Genomic DNA, 24,605 nt, shown 5'->3' with positions numbered 1-24,605 from the left:
CATGTTTTTTAGCCGGCGGCTGACGGCAGGCTCCCGCAGATGGAGAGTCGACCGCGAGACGCCATCGGCTCTCGGAGAAAGAAAGACCGGAAAGACCGGTCGTCCGCCATTCCGCTCGGCGATGCGGAAAGCACGGCCGCCCGCCGCTTCCCGGCGCTGCGGCAAGGAACGGCGAGCGGGCCCTAGCTTCCGCTGCGGTACTACGTTACTGACAACGAAGCGAGTAGTACGGCTGGTTGGACAAATCCGTCCTCAGCCCAGGAGCCAGCCACGCGTTCCCGCTGCTGTCCCGCAGCTCGAAAAAGTAAACAAGCGGGTAATCGGAATCCGTATAGGATCCCGGTATGACTGCGGTAAAGCTCCCGGGCTGCCCGTCTGACGCGGCCATCGCCGCGGTCTCATAAGACTCTGCTTGGTGAGCATGTCTGTAGAGCAGGCTGATCTCCACTCCTGACGCAGCCCCGTCAAGCGTCACCTGCAGTTCAACGGGTTCGCCGCGGTTAAACGATGCGGGAGGGACGTGGAGGCAATCAGGGCGCGACTCAGCTTGAACCGAGCCGGGTACTGCGCCAGCGGAGGCCGTCTCCGGCGCCGCCTCATCGGTGACGGCGGCAGCACTACGGTATACCTGCTCCATCGCGGCGATATCTTCGTCAATCCCTGCCAGTCGATCGGCCCAGTGGCCTTTCATAAACGGCTTATAGCCGAAAGCTATGTCGTCACGGTACACGTCCCGGGTAGCTGCGACAATCTCCTCCCAGGCCGAGCGCGCCGAGCGGTAGCTCTGCAGGGCGTGCCTCAGCTGCTCCGGATTACCGGTACGTTCGAACAGGGCATACGCCGTACCCGCGCGCAGCTTGCGGGCGAAGAAATGGCCTATTCCTGCCTGGACGGCCGCATCGACGGCCCAGCGACGGTAAGCGGCGTCCTGCGGATCGCCGATTCGGGCGGCCGCCCGGGCCAGATGCCGTTCAGCTGCGTCCGCAAGTGCGTCCAGCCGGTCCGCCACTTCGAGCGGCGAATATTTGCCGCGCCGCTTGCCCTGCACGGAGTCGTCCGCGAACTCGTCAATCGCGTAAAACATGGCGGTGTCGAGCGGACTAACCGCGCCGAACGTATGCGGGGCGGGCGTATCGAATGCCGTCTCCGACAGCTTCTCCGTCTTCATAATCGCCAGATTGTTATACATTTCCGGCCAAAAATAATTGTTGGACGCCGACGGCAGATGAGCCGTTGTAATCAGCAGCAATATCCGGCTCGCGTAAGCAAGCGCCTGCCCGCAGTCCTCTCCGGCCGCCTGAAACTGCTGCCGCAAATAGCGATGCCATTGACCCGAATCCGCATCGGGGTTGTACATCGCCCTTCCCCATACGCGATACGTGTAGGCGTACTTTTGCCAGCCATGACCTCCCAGCTGCAGCGCAGCCTCCTTGTATAACTCCCGTCCGCCCGGCGTACCGCTCGTCTTCCGCGCTTTGAACGACATCGGCTCGCACAGCTCGACGCCGAGACTTCCGCAGAAGCTGCCGCTCCGCCCGTAACCGGCGGCAGTAACCGGATCGCCCCACAACAGCACCCGCTGCGTTCCGGGCCAAATCCGGTGCAGGACGCCGGTTTGGCGGTTTTCGTTCAAATAATCGGCGTAGCCGTAACGCGTGAAGCGCCTATAGGTGTTGGTCACGCCCATCAGCTCGGCGCGTTCCGTGGTGGCGACAGGCAGCTCTCTGGCGCGGATCGCCGCTTGATGATAGGGCAGCCCCATATGCTCGGCCCAAAATTTGGGCGATACGATGACCGGCATGCCGGTGCCGAGGGCAACCTCAAGCATTTGCGCGTCGACACCCTTCGGATGCATATCGATTTCCACCTTGCGTCCGCAGCCGGTCAATCCTTTCATCACCTCGCCCCAAAACAGGTGAGACGGCTCGGGAATACCACCCTCGTAATGGGTGCGGATCGTCACGCCGTCGATATCCGGGCACAATTTCAACAGCAGGCCGAGCGCATCCCGGCAATATACCGCATGGTTCGAACCGTCAACGCCTTCGACCGTATGCAGCTCGTTCGGGCTGTCCAGCATTTGGTAGGCATGATTCCACAATCCGAGCTGGAAATGAAGACCGCGCAGCTTAGCCTCCCGGCTAATATACTGCAGCATCTCCAAATTTCGCTCCCGTTCCCCGTCCGCCAGCTCGCGAACACGCACCTCATAACCCGGCACGGACACGAAGAACGGATAAGCGAAGCCGAAGTAGTTATCCCGCACATTCGGATCATGGCCGTAGTCGTACGATATGCCGAGCGTCAGATGGAGCCGGTTAAACCGGTGTGTCGCCAGCTCGGTCAAGTACTCCTCCCAGAACCGCTTGTCGTAAAACCATGGCTTATCTTCAATTTCGCTGCAAAACGAACGGCTAATGCTGCGGATTGTATTCGCCGGCTGTTCGCCGTACGTTTCGATACCTTTCAGCTCGGTCAACGGTTCGCCGCTGCAGCGAACCCGATCCGCCAGCTCCAGCACGCCGTAGATCAGGCCTCTCGCGTCGGCGCCGATAACGGCAACCGTCGCATGCTTGGAGGCGGCCGAAGATGCGGTTGCGTCACCGGCTTGCGTTCCTTCCAAGGTCATGGCAGGCACGCTCACGATGACGAACGACTCCGGAACGTCAGGCCTGAAGGCTGCGTCCTTCCCGTACGATTCCAACAGCTTCTTCGCCCCTTCGGAGTCACCTCCTGCAAGGACGATTCGCAGCGCCGAGCCCGCGTTTTTGCTTGCGGACGCTTCCCGCTCGCCGTCGGCTTCCTCCACGTCGATTCCATGCCGCTGCAACGCATCCGATAAGCGGGAAGCCGCCCACGCGGCCGAAGCTCCCGCAGACACGGCATCCGATAAACCGCGAACGATGATGACCGATTCCTCTCCTTGGCTGTTGCCGCCGTTGCCGTTAAGACCGTTTAAACTGCCGTTGCCGTCATGTACAGGTTTCATCCGTTAACATCTCCTTCGCTTTAGTTAAAATCATAATCGTAGCAGCGTTTATACAGCTCTATGATTTCCGTGCGATCCGGTATGGTCGGATTGTTGGCCGGGCTGCCGCTTTTAATCGCATCGTCCGCCATTCTGGGCAGCGCGCGGAGGAACGCTTCCCGCTCGATGCCCCATTGCCGCAAATTCGGAATTTGCATGGCCTTGCACAGCCGTTTAATTTCCGCAATGACCGCAGCTGCCCATTGCGCCTCGGTCGGCCGCTCAGCCGTCAGCTCGGGCAGCATCGCCCGGCCCAGCTCGGCCAATCGCGGCAGCGCGTCCCGGAGGCTGAATTCCAGCACAGCCGCAAACAGCATGGCGTTGGAGATGCCGTGCGGCACATGAAACTGCGCGCCGATCGGCCTTGACATCCCGTGGACAAGCGCTACGGATGCGTTGGAAAAAGCGGCCCCGGCTATCATGGCGCCGGTCATCATTTTTTCCCGCGCGGCCAGATCGCCGCCATGCTCATAAGCGCGCAGCATATTCGCGGACAGATCGCGGGCCGCTGCCAGCGCGAGCGCATCGGTTAGCGGATTCGCCTTCCGCGACAAGTACGCTTCGACCGCATGGCACAGCGCATCGATCCCCGTCGCGGCCGTCGTGGCCGGCGGGCAGGAGACGGTCAGCAGCGGATCGACCAGCGCCGTGTGCGGGAGCAGCTCCGGCTGGGCGATCATCATTTTTTCATCCGTCGCCGTGCTTGTGATGACGGTCACTTTCGTCACCTCGGAGCCGGTACCGGCAGTTGTCGGGATGGCGATAAGCGGCAGAGGCGGCTGCTCGAACCTCCGCTTTCCGCCCGCATAATCGCCGATATAGCCATCGTTATTAACCATCACGGCAACGGCCTTCGCCGTATCGAGACAGCTGCCTCCGCCTACAGCGACGATAAACCGGCATGCCTGCTCGCGGCATCGTTCAAGCCCTTCGGCCACATGCCGGTCCGTCGGCTCCGTATCTACGCCCGTATAGCTTGCGCTGGCTATGGACGCAGCTTCAAGCAGCTGCGCGCAGCGCCGTACGAGGCCCAGCTTTTCCATTACCGGATCGCTAATGATCAGCGCTTTGCTTCCCATTCCCGCTGCGCAAGCCCCAAGCCGTTCGAACGCATGGGCGCCGCATACGATCGTTTCCGGAAGCAGCAAACGGTTGAATAGGTTCATGGTTACATAATCCTCCTTGTTTCTGCCGCGACTTGCCTTCGATTGCAAGCAGCTGCCACGCCGCATATGCTGAAGCTTGCAGGCGTATTCGGTTGAGGCTTACGGCCCGGCAATTCCGGCTCAAACCTGAGAAATATGATATTCCGCCTTGTCCAGCCAATCCGGGTTGACCGTCACGCCCCAGCCCGGGCCGTCCGGCACGTTCACCTGGCCGTCTCGCACTTCCAGTCCGGTCGTAAACAAGCCTTCGGTCCATTTGTCGGATTCAATGGAAAATTCCATAAATGCTCCCGCATTCGGAATGGCGGCGACCATATGCAGGGTAAACACGGTAACCATCGAATGATTGGCTGCGTGAGGCATGCAGGTCATACCTGCATATTGCGCCAGTCGGGCCACCTCCATTGCCCGGCTGAAGCCTCCCGTATAGCATATATCCGGCTGTACGATATCAACCGCATGCATCGCAATCATCCGTTTCCATTGCGCAATGTCGGTATCCTGTTCGCCGCCTGTGACAGCCAAGTCCAGCGCATCGGTCACCTGCTTCGTCCACTCCAGCTCCGGATACGGGCACGGCTCCTCAAAGTGCACGACGCCGTACCGCTCCAGCATCCGCCCGACCTCGATCGCCCGGCGCGGGCTGAACCCGCTGTTCGCATCCACGAACAGGGCGGTGTGATCGCCGATCGCTCGGCGCACCGCCGGCACGACCTGCTCCGTCCGGCCCGGGTACACGTCGACGTCGCGTCCGAAGTTGTTGGCGATCCGGATTTTAAAGGCGCGGAAGCCGTAAGCTTCCTGAAGCTTTTTCAACCGTTCGGCTTCATCCTCAGGCGTTATATTTCTGCGCATGCTGGAGCCGTATACATCGACGGGGCGCGGTTTGCCGCCGAACAGCTCGCAGACGCTGCGGCCCGCGCGCTTGCCGTGCAAATCCCACAATGCCGTGTCGAGCCCGCCGACGGCCCGGCACACGTATGAGCCGGGAAACTTGTGCTCCCCCTCCACGCACCGCTCGACCAGATCGGCGATCCGCTCCGCATCGGCGCCCAGCGCATATGGAGCAATTTGCTGGTGCAGCACAAGCGCGGAAATGTTCGCGTGATACGTGGCGATCTGTCCGTAACCTTCGCCGCCGTCATCCGTTTTGACGCGAACGATGCTGATATTGCGGGTCGTAAACGTTTCGATGCTTTTAATTTTCATCCCGTCAGCCCTCTTCCTTCCTTTTCTCTTCCTGCTGCTTCGCTTTCGATTAATCCGGAGTACCGTCCATGCCCAGTACAAGAGCGTCCCGCCCCCGGACCGTGACGTGCAGCGCCGACCCCTCCTGCATAAACGTGCCGCCGTCCCAATACACGCGGCCCGCTCTTGACTGTCCCGGCTGCAGCGCGTCGGAAAAACGAATTTCCAAGCTTTTCTGCGACCGGTCCGGGTTCACAACCCACACAAACAGCGAGCCGTCCGCATGACGCGAGAAGCGCGCCTGCACGCTTGCATCGGATAAGCGCATATACGGAGTTATCCCCGCCCAAGCCAGCGCTTTGGCGATAAAAGCTTTATTGGACGGTGAGCCTGACTGAAAATAGCCGATGGAAGGGAATGTCCCCGCCAGAAGCGTCCTGCCCTGTCCGTATTTATGCTCTACGACCGCCGTACCGCCATCCTGCCTGTATTGTCCCCATGGGATGCCGCCGGCCGGCCTGTACGATTGCCGAAACCCGCCGCCGACCGCCAGCAGGCCGCTTTCGTCAAAGTCGAAGGCAATGCCATCAGCCCTATCGGGCATAAATTCCACATCCGCTTCGACAGCTCCGAAAACGGCATCGAAGCCATGGTTCGGCTGCTTCGCTCCAGCGCTGCCGCGATCGCCGAAATAGGCGGGGCAGCCTTCGCTGATCAACGTGCCGCCGGCTGCAACCCATTGCTTCAATGCTTCCGCATAGACGGAGCCGAGCATGATCGGATACGGCCAATAGAGCACACGATACTTGGCGATATCGTCGATATGCACCCAATCGGCCTGTACGCCCTGATCGAAAAAACAGCGGTAAGCGCCCCACATCGCCTGCGTATACAGCTCCAGCTTGCCTTCCCGGTTCAGCAAATAATCGAATATTTGCGTCTCGGGAACGACCAGAATGCCGATATCCCCTTGAACCGGCACCGCTTCGAGCAGCTTCCGCTGCTCCGGATCATTGGCCCATTTCGCGATCGCGCCGGCCATCGCCGAACGGTCGGTCCGCGACCCGTCCATCGCGTAAGGGCCGAATGCGCCGAACAGCGGGCCGTCCAGCAGCGGCCTCCAGCGCGGAAACAGCAGGCCGCGCGCTCCGCCGGCAAATGAGATCATCTGCCAGACCCGCATATCCTCCGGCTCGGTCACCCGGCCATCCTCCTTGGGACGGCCGATCACCTGCGGCTGCAGCCAAAGCGGGCCGCCCTGCGCTTCGGCATGCCAGAACGTTTTGCCGCGCGAGGCGGCTCGCGTCAAATCGACGGCATGCCATTGCTTCCAAGGCTCGCTGCCCTTGCGGGAGGCTACCCAGGTGAACCCGTACACGTCCACCTTGGACGCTGCGAGCCAATCGTCGGCGCCCATCGACGCCATCGCGCCGATGCTCCCAGCGATGCCGTGGGCGGCAATCAGGTTCCTGTCATCCAGGCTACGGATCAGCTCGACCCGCCACTGCATATGCTCATAGAAGTTGTCCTTGGTAAACTGCACCCAGTCGATACATTCGGGATACGGCCCCGTCTGACGCGGCGAACGCACTTGCTCCCATGACGTATAGCTATAACGGTTCCACGCCCGATTCAACGCCTGCAGGCCGCCGTACTTGGTCTGCAGCCAACTGCGGAACTTGGCGTTCGTATACCGGCAATGGCATACATGCGGAGAATAATTGCATTCATTCCATATATCGTAGCCCGCCGTTGCCGGATGGTCCTTGTAGCGCAGCACCAGCTCCCGCAAAAACCGGCCCGCCGCTTCCTTCACCTCGGCACAGTCCAGGCACAGCACGCCCTGCGAGCCTTCGCCGAAGCCTCCGGTCGCGCTGCTTACGCCCATCTGCGTCCGCAGAGCCGTACCGTCCGCTTTCACATGGACCGCATGCGAATAAGCTTCGGCCGCCCATTCCGGAACGGAAGTAATCATCTCGGCGATGATGGTTTGGATACCGTGCCCGGTCGCCAAATCCATCTGCCGGTCGTAATCTTCCCAATCGTAAACGCCCGGCGCCACCTCGATCGCGCCCCACATAAACCAGTGGCGGTTAAAGTTCATGCCATCCTCTTGGGCAATTGCGTAATCGCGTTCCCAGTCGTCGCGGGGCGGATTCGATTTGCGGAAATAAACCGCTCCATAAGGGAGCTGTGGCAATGTGCGCCCGGTTGTCATATGCACCCTCCTCCTTGGTTAACAGCAAGCCGTGACGCAAACCGCCATCCGGCTATTTCGCATTGCCGAAATATTCTTTATATGCTTTGGCGTATTCCTGATATGCCTTCTTAATATCCGCGTTGTCGTTCAGCTTATTTACATAGCTCTTGTACTCGTCCATCGAAATTTGTCCGACGATCGCTTTGGTTACCATCGCCTGCCATTCCTTCTCGTACTTCGGCCATACGGAAGTCCAAGTATCGGACGCAATGTTGCCGAACGGATTCATCTTGCCTTGTTGGCTGTAAATTTCCGTTTCCTTGATCTTCGCATCGTTGTACGCTTTGGGCGCAGCCGGATTGAGCACCTTCATCTTGTTATTGAACGCCATCGCAAATACCTGGTTAGCATTCGTCGTGACCTGTTTCACGCCCAGCTCCGTCAGCTGCGGCTGCCCGTCCACGACTTTATGATGCACGCCCTCGATGCCGTAATAGTTAAAATCGGTATACTCCATCGTAGTCGTCTTTTCCATATAATCGAGAATTTGCTTTACCTTCTCCTCAGGTACCTTCTTCGAAATATACATGCCGCCATAAGTCGGATTCGCCAGCGAAGCCGTGTAGCCGCCCGGTCCTTTCAGCGGAGGCAGTGTAATGACTTTGGCGTCGGGCTGAACCTTCTTGATATCCTGCTCCCATGTGTAATCGCGCCAAATATTGCGCACATATGAAACCGCGCGTCCGGTCGAGAACATTTCCTCGGCTTGCGTTTTCTTGATCGCCGAAAACTCCTTGGACAATATGCCGTCCGCATATTGCTGACGGAACCATTCTACCATTTGCGTATAATTAGGCGTTAGCCAGTTTCTGATCAGGCCGCCGTCCTTGTCGTAGACCGGATTCAGACCGCCAAATGCCGCGAGGAACGTGTCGTCGCCGTCCGCGAGCAGGAAGCCGTGGCCCAGAACGCCGACCGTATCGTTCTTGCCGTTGCCGTCCGGATCGCTCGTCACGATCTTTTTCAATGCTGCGGTATATTCATCCAGCGTTTGCGGCACAGGAATATTGTATTTATCCAGCCAATCTTTGCGGAACTTAATGCCCAGGTCGATCTGCGGGCGGTTGCGGGGTAAGCCATAAATTTTACCGTCTGATTTCATGAAGCTCCATACGTTCGGGCCGCTGTTGTTTTTCAAATTCGGATACTTGCTGAAATCGCCTAGAAACGGCGTCAAATCCCAGAAAGCTCCCTGCTTGATCGCATTGAGCAGCGTCGGGCGCGTGGTGCTGGTAGAAACGAGAATTTCAGGTAAATTGCCCGATGCGAGCACGAGGTCGAATTTGGTATCGTAGTCGCCCGACGGAACCCACTCGATATCCAGTTTCGTATTCGTTCTTTTTTGCCATTCGGTCCAATACTGATCATTCATGTCCGGAACGTCGGCAAACGATGGCACAAGAAACTGCATCTTAAGCGGTGCGTTCGCCTTCGCCCCTTGAGTATCGGCCGGTTTGGCGGAATCCGACTTCGCAGCCGGAGCCGGTTCGCCTCCTCCCGAGCAGCCGGCCAGCAGTCCTAACGAAACCGCGGTCGTCGTGATCCAACTGACATTTCTTACGAACAATGCTTTCATTTTTTTACCCCTCCTGAAAATTCGATGGAGCGCACTTGGCAGCGCTTTCAGTCAATATTGTATGCCGCATTTCAACGGCAAGTAAGTGACAATTCTTGACTGATGGGCTATGGATTTGAATTGGGCAATTTTTGTCTTGCCTGTTATAAAACCGTCTGCCCACCCCGGATTAACGGTGCTCCGCACGGAAAATGCTCGGGTTCATGCGGGTATGCCTTTGAAAAATGCGATTCAGGTTGCGCTCCGAATATCCGATCGCCGCAGCGATGTCGCTGACGTTCATATCCGTTTCCAACAGCAGCCGCTTCGCTTCTTCCACCTTGCATTCGACAACGAATTCGAGGAAGTTGACGCCCATCTCCTTTTTAAACAGCCGGCTCAAATAGGAAGGGCTCATTCCGATCATTTCTGCGCACTGCACAAGTGAAAGATCTTCGGTGCTGTGTTCCCGGATATATTTGGAGATTTGCAAAACGGCGGACTGGCCGGCCGAGCTGCGGTATTCTTCCGTCAGCTTGTGGTACAACGGAAATAAATTGTCATTAAACCAGTCAAAAATTTCCCGCGACGTCTGCTTCGTCTCCAACTGGCCGAATAAATTATATTCCAGCAGATCGAGAATGCTGCCTCCCTGCTTCTCCAACGATGTAATGATTGCCGAAAGCAGCACATGGTAGCTTTGGTAAATGAAATTGTATGACTGGGACGGACGGATCGATTCCGTGAATTGCACGAGCGATTGCCGCGCCTGCTCCAATTCCCCTTTGGCGAGCGCATCGACGATGCTGTTTTCCTGCTCGCGCGGGTAGCGGAACGACGCCTGCTTCCCGGAGCGGTTTTCCAAATCTTCGATATACATGACCGGCTCCGCCTCCTCGTAAATCCGGTATTGAAGAGCAAGCTCCGCCTCCCGGAACGAAACCGGCACATCGGCGATATGCGAATAGCTGCGACCGATGCCGATGGCGGCTTTGAAGCTCAGGTAGCTCATTAACGATTCGTTGACAGATTCGGCAAAGCTGCGCACGGCTTGACTTAGCCTGACGGGTCCCGCGTCGTTGTCCCACTGCAGCAGCGCCACGCCTTTTCCGTGATTGGCGAAAATATAACCGCTGAGCAGCTCGTTTTTTTGCAGCAGCTCCTGCATCACATTCGACACGGCAAAAGCGACGATCGGTTTGTCCTTTGGAAAAAAACGCTGCTCCTTAAACGCATTTTCCACCTCCACGACGATGACGCAGTAGGTCGAATGAATATCGATCCCGAAGCTCTCGCATTCTTGAATCAGCAGCTCGCTGCGCACATATTCCCCGTTCACCAGCTGCTGAAGGCATCTTTCGCGCAGCGTCGGCTGCACCTTTTCCATATAGCCTCCCAGCTTTTCCGCCTCGCTGCTTAAAAAATCGAGACAAGCGCTAATATAGGCGAACTCGTCCGCTTTGCTCTGAATCCGGCCTTCGCCGAGCTGCCGGCTGTGCTGAATCAGCTTGCCGATCGGGCTGTAAACCCGCTTCGTATTGAAATAAGTCAGCAGTATGCCGAGCAAAATAAAAAAGAGAACGGCGGAAAACGTAACGACACGAATCCATTGGATGCGTCCTGCGAGCATTTGCTCGGGAGTGACCGTAACGTACGTCCGGCCGAACATGCTTTTTACATAAGTGAACTGCGCCGGACGCCCGTCCGGTCCCGTTTCATAAAAACTGCCGATAGTGGAGTCCGCCGTCCGGAGCGTTTGCAACCCCTCCAAATTTTCCAGCCGCTTCATAAACCCTCCCTTCTCCTTCGCATCCAGCTTGAACAAGTCGGGATAACTGATCAGCACCATCTCCGAACCTTTCGTTAAAATCGTTGTATCCGCTTGCAGGAAACTGCTGATCAGGGACGTTTCGATCTCAAAGACAAGCACGCCCGACTTCCCGGAACCGACGACAGGCAGCTTTCTGGCGAATGTAATGTAGCCTTCTTTTTTCCCCGCCGGTAAAAACAGCCACTGCGAGCCGCTTGCCAGCTTCATGAGCTGATCGATTTCATCCTTATGCTTATAGGAATCCTTATCGATCGCCCCGTAGCGGTTCGTTAGCAGCAGATCCTCCTCATTATTGTAAAAATAAATTTCGTCGATGAAGCTGTTCGCATTTTTGACGAGCGTAATTTCCTGCAGCAATTGCTGATGCCAAATCAACGGAGCGTCCTCCATGCGGCCGGCAAAAAAATCGTTGATCCGCGGATCCAGCGACAGCTGCAGCGACTCCTGCTCGATGTTTTGCATAATTCGCTCCGCCCTGTCCTTCATCATGACCAGAGTTGATTTGTTTTCATCGAGAAATTGCTGCCGCACCCGATCCATCGAAAACTGGTAGTATATAATGCCGGCCAACAGGATAGGGATGCAAATCGAAATGCAGCTGATCCAAATTAAGCGATGTAAATATTTGCCTTGTGCAGCATGCTTTCCGATAAAGAAATTACGCAATTTTCGACCGATCTGACTAGCCATGGGACCTCCTCCATATTTCCGTATTAGATTCGCTCTTTACTTCTCACCTACTCATTCTATACGACAAAACAAAAAACCTTGCCGGAGGCAAAGTTTTTTGCGACTTTATATGGCGACAAGCATCGGAGCGCAATTCGGAAGGCGTTTAATTCGTTATTTTGACCGCTTCGAATAAGCCAAGCTTGTCGAGCGTTACGGTCAGTTGGCCGTTGTCGAAGGCGAACGGGCAGGCTTTACCCGTCACGAGGCTTCTGACCGAGCGGGGAGCGGCGGTGGCAGGAAGCTTCACTTCCAAATCGGAAATCGTGACCGGCTCGTAAAAGGTGACTCCGAAATGGCCGGTTCCGTTCACCAGATGAAGCAGCGACGCGTCTCTCCCCTTCTGCTCGAACCATGTTACCTCCACCATCGGCGGCACATTGCCCTGCAGCGGCTTCAGTCCGGCGGCGTGCTCCAGCAAATCGGCGGCAAAGTCGCTCGTATTCGTATAGCCTTGCCGGTGGAACAGCTCGCCCGGTTTCCACGGAATATAGATGCCCTGTCCTTTGCCGAAAGGATGTACCGTGAAGCCGGGGTGATCCGTGATCTGCGTATAGTAGCAGCGCTCCGGCGGCCCGTACATGTGGGGCGGGATCAGCCGGAAATACTTGCGCACCCTGTCGTTGTAGCCGGCGAATACGTAGTGGCCGTCCAAATAAACAAGCTCGGTGACCGGAAACCGCGGGAACTGCTCCTTATGATCCATTTTAAAATAAGAGGATCGGTTATCCTCGCGCACGGACAGCACTTGGTCAAGCCCCAGGCATTGAAGCGGCACATTGGCCCGCGGTTCGAACGCCTCGTTCTGGAAGCCGCTGCGGCATACCGAGATGACCGTCCCCCCGGCTTGGGCATAATTGTCGAGCCTTGCGTTGAATTCATCGCTGAGCGGCTGATAATCGGGAACGATGATCGCCTTGTACTTATCCCAAGGCAAATTCAGGGCATTTTGTATCATCAGCGTATCGAACGGGTAATGATTTTCGGTCAAGAAGCGGAACCAGCCCCGGAATTCCGATTGATTGGCCGAAGGACCGTTCAGTAAAGCGACCGTCGAACGCGATTCCAGGTTCAAATATTCATTCCCATGCTCTGCATGGTAATGAAATATTTGCTTGATGCCTTCATAGCCGGACTTATCCTCATGATTGTCGAGCCGTCCGATCAAGTAATAGTCGAGACCCCCGCCGTTGGCCAAATTTTGGGCCAGCCGCAGCTTTTGCTGGAACGGCGAAATGGCGACATGACGGTGGTGATAATCCGGAAAATCAACCGTCGTATTGCTGGATACCATTGCCGGATAGGAGCTGACGGCCCATTTCGTATTGTCCGAAGCGCTGTACTGCCAATGCGGCAGCGGCCGGTCCAGTGCGGTATTCGATTCCTGACGAATGAACCCTTCTTTTAATTCGAAATTGTTGGCAATGATAATATCCGGCCGGACGCCTAAAATGACCTGGTGCATTTTTTCCGCATAGGCTTTTAATGTTCTTTGCTTGAACACCATATACTTTTTAAACAGCGAATCATTCGGGTTTTCCTCCTTCGGCAGCGGAGCGCCGAACATGGCGGCGAATTTGCTCTGGCAGCTGTCGCAATGGCAGATGCCGTAATAATTGTAACTGTAGTCTTTCACCTGGTAGCCGCCCATATTGAAGAAAATGCCGTCGAAGTCAAGCTCGGTGATCGCTTCCTTAATAATTTCCGGAGCGTAGCGCTGCTGGTAATCGCCGTTAAGGCATACATGTACATCACCGTTGTAGTCGACGATTTGGCCTTTCGGGCTTACATATGCCCATTCGGGATGCATTTCGTAGATCGGCCGGCGCACCTTCGAGAAATCAGTTCTGGCGATCACCTTGATATCGGCTTTATGGCAGGCGGCGATAATATCGGCCAGACTGTCTCCCGTCAAATATGGGCTCTGGAAATGAAAGGGAAGCTTGGTCGGATAGCTGGCGATGATGCCCGCTGCGTTAATCATGACGACATTCGCCTTAAACTGCTGCAGCTCGGCCACAAACTGTTCCGCGTCAATGTCCTGCATGTCGATTTCCCGCAAATTCGTCTGGATCTCGCGCCATGGCCGGTTGATCCACCATTTGTTCGTTTCAGCTTGACTCATTCAGGATTCGCCTCCGCATATGAATTGGTTTTAGGTGTCCGTTGAATAGCCCGGACTATTGCATTCGCCGTTTTTCAATATCCACCTTACTATAAAGGGGACCGGCACCATACAGACCTTTTTTGCATTCTGCGATTTTCTTCCAAAGCCGGTCAAAAATTGACCAAGCCTGCCATCATTTTGAAAAAAGCGGGCATCATTTGCCGAACGTTTCTTTATAGTCCTTGGCGAATTCCTGATACGCTTTTTTGATATTGGGGTCGTCGTTAACTTTTTTTACGTATGCCTTGTAGTCATCCAGCGAAATTTGACCGACGATCGCTTTCACCGACATGGACGTCCATTCCTGCTGAAATTTGGGCCAGGTGGCCAGCCAAGTAGGCGAATCGATGACGCTGAACGGACTGATGATGCCTTTCTGAAAATAACCTTGCGCCTCGACTTGTTTAATTTTGGCATCGTTGTATTCTTTCGGGGCGGCCGGCGTCGTCAGCTTGCCGTATTTGTCGTAATAGAGAGCGATCGGCTGCCACGGCGACGTCGAGCCGACTTCTTTCTTATGCTGATCCGTCAACACAATCTCTCCGTTTACTTTGTTGAAATGAACGCCTTCAATCCCGTTGACCGTAAAATCGTAATATTCCTTGCTGTTGGTCAGCTCCAGGAAGTCGAGAATGCGCTTCACCTTTTCTTCCGGCACCTTTTTGGAGATCAGGAACGCCCCGTCGACGCCGGTCGAATATCTGACCGCATACCCGCCCGGCCCTTGCAGCGGCGGTACCGTATCGACAATCGCTTCCGGCTGCACCTTTTTAATATTGCCCATAAAAATGTAATCCCAGCGGAAGCTCTCGTTGACAAGCGAAGCCGCCTTACCGGCCTCGAACAGCTCCACGGCCTGCGTCGGCTTCATCACCGAAAATTCTTTGGCCAGTATGCCGTCCGCGTACAAGTCGCGCAGCCAGGCCACCAGCTCGGCATACTGCGGCGTCAGCGTTTCGTAGATCAGCCCGCCTTCCTGATTGAACGTCGGTTTCCCCATGCCGAACGCGTCGCCGAAGCCGCCGGCGCTTCCGGTGAACAGACTGGCCTTCGATACAAGGCCGATCGTATCCTTTTTGCCGTTGCCGTCAATATCGGCGTCAACGATCTTTTTCAGCGCGCTGCGGTATTCGTCGAGCGTCTGCGGCATCGGAATACCGAGCTTGTCGAGCCAGTCCTTGCGGATTTTCGGTCCGCCCGACAGCTGCGGACGATTTTTCGGAATAACGTAATTTTTTCCGAGAATGCGGCTCGTCACCCAAGCCTCGGGGGCGGAAAAATTTTTCAAATTCGGGTATTTGCTAAAGTCGCCCAGGAACGGAGTCAGGTCCCAAAACGCGCCGTTCTTCACGGCGTTCACAACCGGCGGATGTTTTAAATTGTTGATCACCAGCACTTCCGGAATGCTGCCGGAAGCCAGAATCAAATTGAGCTTGGTCGTGTAATCGCCATCCGGAATCCATTCGATATTCAGCTTCGTGTTCGTCCGTTTCATAAACTCTTTCCAATAAGCATTGTCCATATTGGGAACTTCCTCGAACAGCCGTGCCGTCATTTGAATTTCCAGCGGCTCCTGCGGCTTTCCGTCCGGCTGCTTGTTATCCGGCGGTTTGCTTTCCGGCTTGCCGCCGGGTGCAGACGTTCCCGCATCTCCGGCTGCCGAAGGACTTGAATTGCCCGAACAGCTTGCCGACAGCAGCAGCGCCAAGATCATTCCGACAGCCAGCACAGGCGTATACATGCGTCCCGATTTCCCGTGTCCCATTCGCTTGTTCATCCCCTTGTCATAATGATGGTATTGCCACGTCACCATCGTATAGCACGGCAGAGTCGGCACTCAATAGTCAACTTTTATCGTGACGCTGGCGGCTGCTTGTTCGGTCAATTTTAGAAATGCCCCGCCCGTCCAAAACAAGAATTGTCTATATCCGCCTCCGCCGCGCCTTGATATGATGGTTGCGACGGGAGCTCATTTCTTGCGATGAATCTATAGTGATCATTAGGGAGGTTCATGCGGTGAATGCTGTGAAAACTGCCTATTTCTATCGTCTCATCTGGCTGGGATGTCTCTCGGCTTGCCTGCCGATTATATTAGCGGGCGTGGCCTATTACCAGTTTGCCATGAAAGGGGGCATTGCAAGCTTTCAAACCGATAATCAGACGTCTCTTACAATGGTCGAACAATACACCGAAAAGGTGATGCGCGACATTGTCGACCGCTCATTTCAATTGGCGCTTGACCCGATGGTCGGCGAATCGTTCAATATCCGCAATTACGAGAACGACTATGTCAATCAGATGGAGCTGCTGAGCAAAATTTCTTTGGAAAAATACCAAAACAACCTGATCGGCAACATTTATTATTACAACCGCAGCGCGGGGCTGGTACTGTCCAACGATGCAGGCCATCAAAACATTGAAGATTTCAAATTTAAACAAGATATTCGCGAGCTCGAAACAAACGGCCAGGAAGGTCGCTGGATTTATTTGCCGGAAGGCTTGCGCAGCGGCTACATCTCCTTTGCGCTGACGCTGCCTACGCTATCCGCCGGCGAAGCGCAGGGGCTGCTCGTTACCCAGGTGGACATTAGCCAGATTAAAAAATATTTTGCCAATGTATCTTCCCTGGCGAAAAGCCAATCGATCATCGTGCTGGACGACCAGCGGAGAATACTGTTTCAAATGCAAAAGGAAGGCGATACGAAAGCTTATCTGAACGACCCTGTGCTGAGCAGCATCGGATCCGACAAAAGCCGAAGCAGCAGCTTCACGTTTCAAAACAGCGCCGGCGAAACGTATTTTTACTCGTTTAAAAAGTCGCTGACCGGCAATACCTACATATCCGTCATCCCGTACAGCTTTATTATCGGCGAGCTCGCCTGGATCCGCTGGCTGACGGTCGGCGCGGTGCTCGCTCTCTTGTCCGTCGGGGTGCTGCTGACCGTCATTACGCTCAGGAGCGCGTGCAATCCGATCCGGCAGCTGGTCGACATGCTGAACAAGCAGACCAAGACACTCGGCGAGCAGCTCGATCGATCCGTGCCGCCCCTGACAGAAAGATTGCTGCAGCAATGGCTGTCCGGCAATTACATCAACGGGCCTACGCTATACGACGAATGCGGAAAATACGGCATCCCGGTCGATCACACGTATGTAACGCTGCTCGTCAAGGTCGAAAATTTGTTCAAGCAAGACAGGTTCCGGCCGGAGGATAAGCCGATGCTTACGTTTGCCGTGACCAATGTGATGGAGGAGCTGTTGAGCAGCCATCCGTCATTGCGCGGAAATGTGCTGCATGATACGCAGGGGCAGGCCGCAGCAATTCTTCATTTCGACCGGAATATGTCCCAGGCGGCCATGGCGAGCCAAACCCGGCTGTTCGCGGAATCGGTGCAGACTGCGCTGCATACGTACCTGAAGCTTCAGGTTTCCGTCGGCATCGGGCGGTTCTATCCGCATCTGGCGGATATCCGCGTATCGTATAAGGAATCGAAGCAGGCGCTTCAATACCGCCTCTACCGCGAGGATGAATCCATCCTGTATATCGAGGATTTGGAGGCGAACCAGAAGCTGCCGGCATTCAGCTATCCGCGCTCCATCGAAACCGCAATCGTCGAGGCGCTGGCCGTCGGCGATGTACAGCAGGCGCGCAGTGCAATGGAGCAGTTCACCCTGGCGTTGCAATCGTCCGAATCTTATGCGATCAGCTCTCAAAGCTACTGTATGCTGCTTGCCTCGATTATTGCCTCGGTCGAGCATAAAGGCGGCGGCATCCCGGATATGCTCGAATTCGACCTGTTCGACCAGCTGCGGGCGCGGGAGACGAGAGCGGAAATGTGCGAATGGTTCACCGAGCAGTTATTTCCGCTGTATGAAAAAATGGCCGACGACAATTACAACAAAACCGGCAAGCTGATCGCCCAAAAGGCCCGCAAGCATGTGCTCGACCATGTATCGCGCGACATTTCATTGGCCGAATGCGCCGACCTGCTGCATATTACCCCGGCTTATTTAAGCCGGTTGTTCAAGAAAGAATACGGCGAATCGTTCCTCGATTATGTAACGGCCTGCAAAATGAGCGAAGCCCGCAGGCTGCTGACTGCGACCGACCAGAACATAAGCCAAATCGCCGAGGCTGTCGGATATTCGCACCGTACGTTTAACCGCGTCTTTCAACGCACACTGAAAATGTCGCCCAGCGATTACCGAACTATTTACCGGTGAACGCTTCGTTACGGGCAGGAAAGGAGCTTTTGCGATGCGTGCGCCATTCACATCGAATGAAACGGAGCTTTCTTTGTCCGCAGCAGCTCCGGCCGGCGGCCGAAGGCTGTGGAGAAGGCTTGCCGCCGGGCGATATATCTATGCGCTCATCCTTCCGGGCTTCGTTTACTTCGCCCTGTTCAAATATGTGCCGATGTGGGGAATCCTCATTGCCTTTCAAAACTACAACCCGTTCACCGGCATAAGCGGGAGCGAATGGGTCGGACTGGAGCATTTCGTTCAGTTATTTACGGACGATCATTTTTATATCCTGCTGCGCAATACGCTCTTGATCAATTTGATGAATCTGCTTTTTTTCTTTCCGGTGCCGATCATTCTTTCGGTCATGCTGAACGAAGTCAGGCATGAATGGTTTAAAAAGCTCAATCAATCCGTCGTCTACCTGCCGCATTTCTTATCGTGGGTCGTTGTCGCCAGCATGACCTTTTTCCTGCTATCGGTCGATGTCGGAATCATTAATAAGCTGCTCGTTGCGCTCGGTTTCGACAGCATTTCGTTCTTATCCGAGCCCCGCTACTTTTGGGCCTTGTTGACGCTGCAAAATATATGGAAGGAAACGGGCTGGGGCACGATCATTTTTTTGGCGGCGATTGCCGGTGTCGATCCTCAGCGATATGAAGCGGCCGTCGTGGACGGCGCGGGGCGCATGCGCCAAATTTGGCATATTACGCTGCCGGCCATCCGGCCTACGATCGTCATATTGCTTATTCTGAGGCTGGGGCATATGGCCGATGTCGGCTTCGAGCAGGTGCTGCTCATGATGAATCCGCTCGTCAACGACGTGGCCGACGTATTTGATACCTACGTCTATTTTCACGGCATTCAACAGGGTGAAATCAGCATCGGTACCGCCGTCGGCATGTTTAAAGGCGTCGTCGGGCTCGTCCTCGTTCTCGCCGCCAACGCCATAGTCAAAAAGCTCGGTCATGAAGGCATTTATTGAGGTTTTGCAGGCAGGCTTTAGTCCAATGAAAAACAGCGGAGAGGGCGGAATCATTCCGGAGAAGTGCCAGCGTTCGCCTTTGTCACCGGAGAGCAACCGCAAACTTGCTATCGCAAAACTCAGCGTATGCTTTCGATGCCAGTTTTGCTATCGCAAAACTCAGCGTATGCTTTCGATGCCAGTTTTGCTATCGCAAAACTCAGCGTATGCTTTCGATGCCAGTTTTGCTATCGCAAAACTCTGAGGAGGGGATCACCTTGAGCTTTATCCATCAAAAATCGTTGACGGCAGGGGATTGGTTAAATTACATGGTGCTCGGCTTGATCGCGCTCGCCAGTCTGTTTCCTTTTCTATATGTGGTCAGCCTGTCATTCACCGATCCTTCGACCTATACGCCGTTGAAATTTTATTTGCTTCCGGACAAATGGTCGCTGGCCTCCTACCGTTCCATTTTGTCGACCAACAGCTTTCTCGATTCCTTGAAAAGCACTGCCTTTATCACGCTGACAGGAACGGTGCTGAACTTGGCGGTTACGTTTACGATGGCCTATGGGCTGACGAAAAAATGGGTGCTGGGCCGCAACTTTTTTCTGGGTGTCGTACTGGTCACTTTGTTTTTCAATGCGGGTATCATTCCCCATTATTTGCTCGTCAAGCAAATGGGGCTGCTGAATTCGTATTGGTCGCTGATCTGGCCGAGCTTGACCAACGCCTGGAGTCTGATCGTCGTCAAAAGCTTCATGGAATCGATCCATCCCGAGCTGGAGGACTCCGCCAAAATTGACGGCTGCTCCGACCTCGGCGTTTTCGCCAAAATCGTATTGCCCTTGTCGATGCCGGCGGTTGCCGCCTTCACGCTGTTTTTCGCAGTGCAGCACTGGAATACGTATTTTAATGCGCTCATTTATATAAGCGACACGAAAAAATGGACGCTGCAAGTTTTGATCAAGCAATTGGTTATCGAGGCCGATGCTTCCGGCATCAGCCAATCGGGCAGCACCGATGAAACGATGGTTCCGCAGGAAACGATCCGCATGGCGTCGATCGTCCTGGCGATGCTGCCGATCCTGCTCGTCTATCCGTTCCTGCAAAAATATTTTGCAAAAGGCGTCATGCTCGGTTCCGTTAAGGGCTGAGACAAAAATAATACAATTAAGAAAAGGATGTGGAACGATGTCCCATGCAACCGAAATTAAAACCGTATTAGCCACCGTCGAATATGAAGGTGCGCATCTGCAGCGCCTGAAAGAAGCGTTCGCCCCAGCCGAAATGATTTTGCTGAACCGCCGGGACGAAGCCGGGATTGCCGCCGCTCTTCAAAAAGCGGATGTTGCCTTGCTGCATGGAGATTTGGACGAGCGCTTCTTCGACGCCCCCAACCTGCGATGGGTGCATTGCGACCACGCAGGCTTGAACAAGACAGCCCGGCCGGAAGTGTTTGAGAAAGGCTTGATCGTTACAAGCTCCGCGGGTCGCTCCGGCCCTGTGCTGGCTGAGCATGTGATGTATTTCGCTTTGGCGCTGACCTATCGGTTTCCGGCGTTCTACAAGGCTCAGCAGGACCATCAATGGGGTGTTCCCGGTCAAGAACAGCTGCGCGGATTGTATGGAAAAACAATGGGAATTCTCGGTTTGGGCAATACCGGCAAGGAGCTTGCCGTACGAGCCAAAGCATTCGGCATGCAGGTGCTCGGTTACCGGCGCAGCGTAACAACGCCTCCGCCTGGCGTTGACCGGCTGTACTGCAGCGACCGCGGAGATACGCCGGATGAGCTGCTGCAGGAAAGCGACGTCGTCGCTCTGGTGCTGCCACTGTCGGATGCTACGCATCATCTGATCGGCCAACGGGAGCTGCAGTTGATGAAACGCAGCGCCTATATCGTCAATCTCGCGCGCGGTGCGGTAATCGACGAGAGCGCGCTGCTGGACGCACTTCGGACAGGCACGATAGCAGGAGCCGGTCTCGACACGTTCGCTACGGAGCCGCTGCCTGCGGACAGCCCGCTCTGGGATGCGCCGAATACGCTGATTACGCCGCACTGCACCCCTGCCGTACCGGATAGAATAGGACGCTCGCTCGATATTATTTGCAGCAACGCGGAGGCTTACCGCACCGGCCAGCCAATGATAAACCTGCTGACGATCAAAGATATTTATACCAAGGGCTTGGCTCGCATCTAAAGCCTGCTAAGTTCGGATACTTTCGGGGGAGCCCCCGGCGAGTCGCGGAAACCGATGCGCATCATTTACCAAACAAAAAGACGCTTCCAGCCCGCTGCTTTAGCGGCATTGGAGGCGTCTTTGCACATGGTTCGAAGGCTCGGGAGGGCAGCTTCGCCACCACGGCCTATAGTATAACTTTTCAAAACTAACGCAAGCGCATGCCCGTCCAGTTCATCGAACGACACCATTAACTTTAATGGACACCGGAGCCCTTAATTGTGGCCAAACGAATGGTTTTCAAATGTAACGGACCGAGACGGCGCTATTTAGCGGCAAATGATGCAAATGAACGACTGGCGCGCCGTACAAAGTCTCGCGTGTCCGTTAGAATTTTAAAGGAAAGAAATTTGGACAAATAATGGCTCGCTCAGTCCGTTAGGCCGCTACCTCGTGCGGGCGCGTTCAGGCAGCTTAAAGCGGCTTCAGCTTTCCCGGCTGGAAGCGACATATTGCTTGACTTCCACGCAGCGTGCGGGCTTCGGGAAAATTTTGTCCGGGTTGCATAAGTTTTCGCCGTTAAACACTTGACGCAAGCCGATCTGCACCCGTATTTCCTCATCGCTCAATATGAAGCGCATATCCTCCATCTTCTCGATGCCGACCCCATGCTCGCCGGTTATGGAGCCGCCCACGTCCGCACAAGCTTTAAGCACCTCGGAACCGGCCTTCACCGCATTTTCCTTTTCGCCTGGCACCCGGGAATCGAACAAAATCAGCGGGTGCAGATTGCCGTCCCCGGCATGAAACACATTTGCGATGCGGAGGCCGTATTTCGCGCTGATTTCGCTTACTTTCGCCAGCACCTGCGGCAGCGTGCTGCGCGGAATGACGCCATCCTGCACCAAATAATCCGGAGAAATGGTGCCCATCGCGCCGAACGCCGTCTTGCGGTTGGCCCACCAGCGCGCCCTCTCCTGCGCATCCGCCGCCTGCCTTACTTCCCTGACGCCATACTTGCGGCAAACCTCCAGCACCTGATCGATTTGATGCTGCAGTCCCGCTTCGATCCCATCCACCTCAACGATCAGCACGGCGCCCAGGTCGCGGGGGTAGCCGACCGGATAGTTGCCGGACTCGACCCCCTCGATAGCCGTGTTATCCATCATTTCCAACGCGGCCGGCACGATTCCGGCGGCGATAATATCGGATACGGTCAAGCTGGCGTCATTGACATCGTCGTAAAGAGCAAGCACCGTCTTGACTCCCTGCGGCTTCTTCAGGATGCGGACGGTAATTTCCGTGACGATACCCATCGTGCCCTCCGAGCCGGTCAGCACGCCGAGCAGATCATAGCCGGGCGCATCCGGCACCCCGCCAAGACGGACGATTTCGCCGTTCGGCAGCACAAGCTCCAGTCCGAGCACATGATTGGTTGTGACGCCGTATTTTAAGCAGTGCGCCCCGCCCGCGTTCTCGCCTACGTTGCCGCCGATCGTGCACGATGCCTGGCTCGATGGGTCCGGTGCATAATAGTAGCCTTTCGTGGATATCGAATTGGACAGCTTCAGGTTGATGAAACCCGGCTGCACGACGGCTTTCCGGTTCAAGTAATCGACGGATAGCAGCTTGTTCATGCGTACAAGACTGATCACAACTTCCCCGTTCAAAGCCGTAGCCCCGCCGCTCAATCCGGTGCCGGCGCCGCGCGGAATAAACGGAATTTTATGCTTGTGCATATAGGCGACCGCTGCGGCCACCTCTCCCGTATTCGCCGGAAACAGCACGGCGCCGGGTATCCCTTTATGAATCGTATAGCCGTCGCATTCGTAAGCAAGCAAATCCTCATAGCGGTGCAGCACCGAGGCTTTGCCCATGATCGCCGTCATTGCGGCGACGAACGGCTCGCGTTGCTTCTCGTCCATGCAGTCAGCCCCCCTGTTCCATCGGGTTGATCTCTTTGTACGCCCAATCCAGCAGCTGGATCGTATGCAATATTTTCTCCGGACGGTTATGGCGGACAACGCCGACCTGGAACTGCATCATACAGCCGGGATTGCCCATGACGACCGCGTCGCAGCCGGCGGGGATATCGTCCAGCTTGCGCTCCAGCAGCTGTCCCGCCATCTCGGGATGCGTCAAATTGTAAATTCCGGCGCTGCCGCAGCAGCGGTCGGCATCCGGCAAAGGCACCGTCCTCAGGCCGGGGATCGACTCCAGCATTTTGCGCGGCTCGACGCGAATCTTCTGCGCATGGGCCAAGTGGCAGGCATCATGGTACGTAACCGTCAAATCGAGCCGGCCTTTTGGCGGAATGAGTCCCAGCCGGTCGAGAAAGCGCGACACATCCGTCACTTTTTCCGAGAACAGCTGCGCCTTCCCATGATAAGCTTCGTCATGCTTCAGCAGCTCCTCATATTCCTTCAAGGTTGAACCGCAGCCGGCGGCATTAATAATAATGGCATCGATATCCTCCGACAGAAATACGTCGATATTGCGCCGGGCCAGCGTCTTGGCCATATCCCGGTCGCCGGCATGCACATGCAGCGCGCCGCAGCAGCTTTGCTGCTGCGGGATCCACACCTCGCAGCCGTTCTGGCGCAGCACATGAACGGTTGCCTCGTTAATGTCGCTGTAGACGACATCCATCACGCAGCCTGTCAGCACCGCCACTTTCGCCCGTTTTGGACCGATGGGCGGCAAACTTTGAGGCAGCCTGTGCAGCACCGGCGAGGTCCGGATATCGGGCAGCGCCTGCTCCATTTCCCGCAAATGGGTAGGCAGGACGCGGAGCAGCTTCGTTTTTCGCGCTGCGAACCGCAAGCCTGATTTCTGGTATATTTTCAGCAGCTTCTGCACGGCGTGAAGCCGTTTCGGATACGGAAACAGCTTATGCAGGAACAGGTTATGCACCAGTCCCGAAACGCCGCTCGGCGGCTCCGCCTTGTACAATTGGCCGCGCGCCTCTTCAATTAACGCGCCTACCTGGACGCCCGACGGACAGGCCGTTTCACAAGCGCGGCAATCCAGACATGTTTCGACCGGATTAGCGAAATATTCGTTCAGGTCAAGTTTGCCTTCGGCTACCGACTTGATCAGGTATACCCTGCCGCGCGGCGAATGCGGCTCCAGTCCGGTCTGCTGGTAGGTCGGGCAAGCCTCCAGACAAATGCCGCAGTGAACGCATTGGGAAAACTTGGCCTCGTCCGGCGCATCCTCGTATTTATAGTTCGACTTGAGCAGCGAGATGTCATGGCAAGCAGCCGTCTGTTGTGTCTTCACCCCGGTTGACAA

At 55.6% G+C, this 24,605-nt stretch carries 15 protein-coding genes; 5 read left to right on the top strand and 10 right to left on the bottom strand.

Translation table 11 applies throughout. The features are described 5' to 3' along the window. Positions 1-39 precede the first annotated feature (39 nt). Entirely contained in the window at positions 40-186 is a 147-nt protein-coding gene (locus E1757_RS35650) for a hypothetical protein (protein WP_165971938.1), read from the top strand. Positions 187-205: 19 nt separating this feature from the next. On the opposite strand, the gene E1757_RS03410 is transcribed toward E1757_RS35650, so the two are convergent. From E1757_RS03410 to E1757_RS03375, 8 genes are all read right to left on the bottom strand, one after another. Then, the gene (locus E1757_RS03410; protein WP_133225396.1) at positions 206-2,989 is read right to left on the bottom strand and encodes a hypothetical protein; all 2,784 of its coding nucleotides are present in this window, start codon (positions 2,987-2,989) and stop codon (positions 206-208) included. A gap of 20 nt (positions 2,990-3,009) precedes the next feature. After that, positions 3,010-4,194, bottom strand: coding sequence for an iron-containing alcohol dehydrogenase (locus tag E1757_RS03405; protein WP_133225395.1), 1,185 nt, complete (start codon positions 4,192-4,194; stop codon positions 3,010-3,012). A 120-nt stretch (positions 4,195-4,314) separates the two neighbouring features. Then, complete coding sequence (locus tag E1757_RS03400; RefSeq protein ID WP_133225394.1) at positions 4,315-5,403, bottom strand: mandelate racemase/muconate lactonizing enzyme family protein; 1,089 nt, start codon at positions 5,401-5,403, stop codon at positions 4,315-4,317. 49 nt (positions 5,404-5,452) lie between these two features. Continuing rightward, positions 5,453-7,600, bottom strand: coding sequence for a beta-galactosidase (locus tag E1757_RS03395; RefSeq protein WP_133225393.1), 2,148 nt, complete (start codon positions 7,598-7,600; stop codon positions 5,453-5,455). A 52-nt stretch (positions 7,601-7,652) separates the two neighbouring features. Further along, complete coding sequence (locus E1757_RS03390) at positions 7,653-9,218, bottom strand: type 2 periplasmic-binding domain-containing protein (protein ID WP_133225392.1); 1,566 nt, start codon at positions 9,216-9,218, stop codon at positions 7,653-7,655. A 169-nt stretch (positions 9,219-9,387) separates the two neighbouring features. Further along, positions 9,388-11,718, bottom strand: coding sequence for a helix-turn-helix domain-containing protein (locus E1757_RS03385; protein ID WP_133225391.1), 2,331 nt, complete (start codon positions 11,716-11,718; stop codon positions 9,388-9,390). A gap of 145 nt (positions 11,719-11,863) precedes the next feature. Next, entirely contained in the window at positions 11,864-13,882 is a 2,019-nt protein-coding gene (locus E1757_RS03380) for a beta-galactosidase trimerization domain-containing protein (protein WP_133225390.1), read from the bottom strand. 196 nt (positions 13,883-14,078) lie between these two features. After that, a complete protein-coding gene (locus tag E1757_RS03375) occupies positions 14,079-15,689 on the bottom strand; it encodes an extracellular solute-binding protein (protein WP_165971937.1) in 1,611 nt (536 codons plus the stop codon). Between the two features lie 251 nt (positions 15,690-15,940). Here E1757_RS03375 and E1757_RS03370 point away from each other — a divergent pair, with 251 nt between their 5' ends. The 4 genes from E1757_RS03370 (at position 15,941) to E1757_RS03355 (ending at position 21,332) form a co-directional block, all read left to right on the top strand. Further along, the gene (locus tag E1757_RS03370; protein ID WP_133225388.1) at positions 15,941-18,148 is read left to right on the top strand and encodes a helix-turn-helix domain-containing protein; all 2,208 of its coding nucleotides are present in this window, start codon (positions 15,941-15,943) and stop codon (positions 18,146-18,148) included. A 34-nt stretch (positions 18,149-18,182) separates the two neighbouring features. After that, entirely contained in the window at positions 18,183-19,151 is a 969-nt protein-coding gene (locus tag E1757_RS03365; RefSeq protein ID WP_133225387.1) for an ABC transporter permease, read from the top strand. Positions 19,152-19,408: 257 nt separating this feature from the next. Then, complete coding sequence (locus tag E1757_RS03360) at positions 19,409-20,287, top strand: carbohydrate ABC transporter permease (RefSeq protein WP_133225386.1); 879 nt, start codon at positions 19,409-19,411, stop codon at positions 20,285-20,287. Positions 20,288-20,324: 37 nt separating this feature from the next. Beyond that, on the top strand, positions 20,325-21,332 hold the full coding sequence (locus E1757_RS03355) for a D-2-hydroxyacid dehydrogenase (RefSeq protein WP_133225385.1): 1,008 nt from the start codon (positions 20,325-20,327) through the stop codon (positions 21,330-21,332). Between the two features lie 464 nt (positions 21,333-21,796). On the opposite strand, the gene E1757_RS03350 is transcribed toward E1757_RS03355, so the two are convergent. Both E1757_RS03350 and E1757_RS03345 read right to left on the bottom strand, forming a co-directional pair. Beyond that, entirely contained in the window at positions 21,797-23,236 is a 1,440-nt protein-coding gene (locus E1757_RS03350; RefSeq protein ID WP_133225384.1) for an FAD-linked oxidase C-terminal domain-containing protein, read from the bottom strand. Between the two features lie 4 nt (positions 23,237-23,240). Beyond that, positions 23,241-24,605 (bottom strand): (Fe-S)-binding protein, encoded by a 1,365-nt coding sequence (locus tag E1757_RS03345; protein WP_246078992.1) that lies wholly within the window; start codon positions 24,603-24,605, stop codon positions 23,241-23,243.

Source organism: Paenibacillus piri (genome assembly GCF_004354045.1).
In the GTDB taxonomy this organism is placed as follows: domain Bacteria; phylum Bacillota; class Bacilli; order Paenibacillales; family NBRC-103111; genus Paenibacillus_S; species Paenibacillus_S piri.
Note: the sequence above shows the minus strand (reverse complement) of the source record. Positions and strands in the feature narration are given on the sequence as shown.

Coding starts and splice junctions, on each gene's coding strand:
- E1757_RS03410 (WP_133225396.1), bottom strand. CDS start 2,989: ATGAAACCTGTACATGACGGCAACGGCAGTTTAAACGGTCTTAACGGC.
- E1757_RS03355 (WP_133225385.1), top strand. CDS start 20,325: ATGTCCCATGCAACCGAAATTAAAACCGTATTAGCCACCGTCGAATAT.
- E1757_RS35650 (WP_165971938.1), top strand. CDS start 40: ATGGAGAGTCGACCGCGAGACGCCATCGGCTCTCGGAGAAAGAAAGAC.
- E1757_RS03405 (WP_133225395.1), bottom strand. CDS start 4,194: ATGAACCTATTCAACCGTTTGCTGCTTCCGGAAACGATCGTATGCGGC.
- E1757_RS03395 (WP_133225393.1), bottom strand. CDS start 7,600: ATGACAACCGGGCGCACATTGCCACAGCTCCCTTATGGAGCGGTTTAT.
- E1757_RS03375 (WP_165971937.1), bottom strand. CDS start 15,689: ATGGGACACGGGAAATCGGGACGCATGTATACGCCTGTGCTGGCTGTC.
- E1757_RS03365 (WP_133225387.1), top strand. CDS start 18,183: ATGCGTGCGCCATTCACATCGAATGAAACGGAGCTTTCTTTGTCCGCA.
- E1757_RS03385 (WP_133225391.1), bottom strand. CDS start 11,718: ATGGCTAGTCAGATCGGTCGAAAATTGCGTAATTTCTTTATCGGAAAG.
- E1757_RS03350 (WP_133225384.1), bottom strand. CDS start 23,236: ATGGACGAGAAGCAACGCGAGCCGTTCGTCGCCGCAATGACGGCGATC.
- E1757_RS03400 (WP_133225394.1), bottom strand. CDS start 5,403: ATGAAAATTAAAAGCATCGAAACGTTTACGACCCGCAATATCAGCATC.
- E1757_RS03380 (WP_133225390.1), bottom strand. CDS start 13,882: ATGAGTCAAGCTGAAACGAACAAATGGTGGATCAACCGGCCATGGCGC.
- E1757_RS03390 (WP_133225392.1), bottom strand. CDS start 9,218: ATGAAAGCATTGTTCGTAAGAAATGTCAGTTGGATCACGACGACCGCG.